General features: G+C 56.9%; 1 rRNA gene. It reads right to left on the bottom strand.

From position 1 onward, the window contains the following. Positions 1-22 precede the first annotated feature (22 nt). Positions 23-2,391: ribosomal RNA gene (locus tag ACGFW6_RS45065) — 23S ribosomal RNA — on the bottom strand; the annotation flags it as partial.

Raw genomic sequence — 2,391 nt, 5'->3', positions numbered from 1 at the left:
AACACAGTGGACGCGAGCAACTGAGGACAAGCCCTCGGCCTATTAGTACCGGTCACCTCCACACGTTACCGTGCTTCCAGATCCGGCCTATCAACCCAGTCGTCTACTGGGAGCCTTACCCCATCAAGTGGGTGGGAATACTCATCTCGAAGCAGGCTTCCCGCTTAGATGCTTTCAGCGGTTATCCCTCCCGAACGTAGCCAACCAGCCATGCCCTTGGCAGAACAACTGGCACACCAGAGGTTCGTCCGTCCCGGTCCTCTCGTACTAGGGACAGCCCTTCTCAATATTCCTGCGCGCGCAGCGGATAGGGACCGAACTGTCTCACGACGTTCTAAACCCAGCTCGCGTACCGCTTTAATGGGCGAACAGCCCAACCCTTGGGACCGACTCCAGCCCCAGGATGCGACGAGCCGACATCGAGGTGCCAAACCATCCCGTCGATATGGACTCTTGGGGAAGATCAGCCTGTTATCCCCGGGGTACCTTTTATCCGTTGAGCGACGGCGCTTCCACAAGCCACCGCCGGATCACTAGTCCCGACTTTCGTCCCTGCTCGACCCGTCGGTCTCACAGTCAAGCTCCCTTGTGCACTTACACTCAACACCTGATTGCCAACCAGGCTGAGGGAACCTTTGGGCGCCTCCGTTACTCTTTAGGAGGCAACCGCCCCAGTTAAACTACCCATCAGACACTGTCCCTGATCCGGATCACGGACCCAGGTTAGACATCCAGCACGACCAGACTGGTATTTCAACGACGACTCCCCCTGAACTGGCGTCCAGAGTTCACAGTCTCCCAGCTATCCTACACAAGCCGAACCGAACACCAATATCAAACTGTAGTAAAGGTCCCGGGGTCTTTCCGTCCTGCTGCGCGAAACGAGCATCTTTACTCGTAGTGCAATTTCACCGGGCCTATGGTTGAGACAGTCGAGAAGTCGTTACGCCATTCGTGCAGGTCGGAACTTACCCGACAAGGAATTTCGCTACCTTAGGATGGTTATAGTTACCACCGCCGTTTACTGGCGCTTAAGTTCTCAGCTTCGCCCAGACGAATCTGAGCTAACCGGTCCCCTTAACGTTCCAGCACCGGGCAGGCGTCAGTCCGTATACATCGCCTTACGGCTTCGCACGGACCTGTGTTTTTAGTAAACAGTCGCTTCTCGCTGGTCTCTGCGGCCACCCCCAGCTCACCGTGTAAAACGGATCACCGAGTGTGGCCCCCCTTCTCCCGAAGTTACGGGGGCATTTTGCCGAGTTCCTTAACCATAGTTCACCCGAACGCCTCGGTATTCTCTACCTGACCACCTGAGTCGGTTTAGGGTACGGGCCGCCATGAAACTCGCTAGAGGCTTTTCTCGACAGCATAGGATCATCCACTTCACCACAATCGGCTCGGCATCAGGTCTCACCCTGTATGAGTGGCGGATTTGCCTACCACTCGGGCTACACCCTTACCCCGGGACAACCACCGCCCGGGATGGACTACCTTCCTGCGTCACCCCATCACTCACCTACTACCAGCTCGGGTCACCGGCTCCACCACTCCGACCTCGTCCGAAGACTCAGCCGGCGGCTTCACGGGCTTAGCATCACTGGATTCGATGTTTGACGCTTCACAGCGGGTACCGGAATATCAACCGGTTATCCATCGACTACGCCTGTCGGCCTCGCCTTAGGTCCCGACTTACCCTGGGCAGATCAGCTTGACCCAGGAACCCTTAGTCAATCGGCGCACACGTTTCTCACGTGTGAATCGCTACTCATGCCTGCATTCTCACTCGTGAACCGTCCACCACTGCCTTCCGGCGCGGCTTCACCCGGCACACGACGCTCCCCTACCCATCACAGCCGCCGTTGGGCGTATTGCTGCAATGACACGACTTCGGCGGTACGCTTGAGCCCCGCTACATTGTCGGCGCGGAATCACTAGACCAGTGAGCTATTACGCACTCTTTCAAGGGTGGCTGCTTCTAAGCCAACCTCCTGGTTGTCTGTGCGACTCCACATCCTTTCCCACTTAGCGTACGCTTAGGGGCCTTAGTCGATGCTCTGGGCTGTTTCCCTCTCGACCATGGAGCTTATCCCCCACAGTCTCACTGCCGCGCTCTCACTTACCGGCATTCGGAGTTTGGCTAAGGTCAGTAACCCGGTAGGGCCCATCGCCTATCCAGTGCTCTACCTCCGGCAAGAAACACACGACGCTGCACCTAAATGCATTTCGGGGAGAACCAGCTATCACGGAGTTTGATTGGCCTTTCACCCCTAACCACAGGTCATCCCCCAGGTTTTCAACCCTGGTGGGTTCGGTCCTCCACGAAGTCTTACCTCCGCTTCAACCTGCCCATGGCTAGATCACTCCGCTTCGGGTCTTGAGCGCGCTACTATA

Origin of the sequence: Streptomyces sp. Y7 (assembly GCF_043195415.1) — a bacterium.
Classification (GTDB): domain Bacteria; phylum Actinomycetota; class Actinomycetes; order Streptomycetales; family Streptomycetaceae; genus Streptomyces.
The sequence above is the reverse complement of the archived record's forward strand: the minus strand, read 5'-3'. Positions and strand labels throughout refer to the sequence as shown.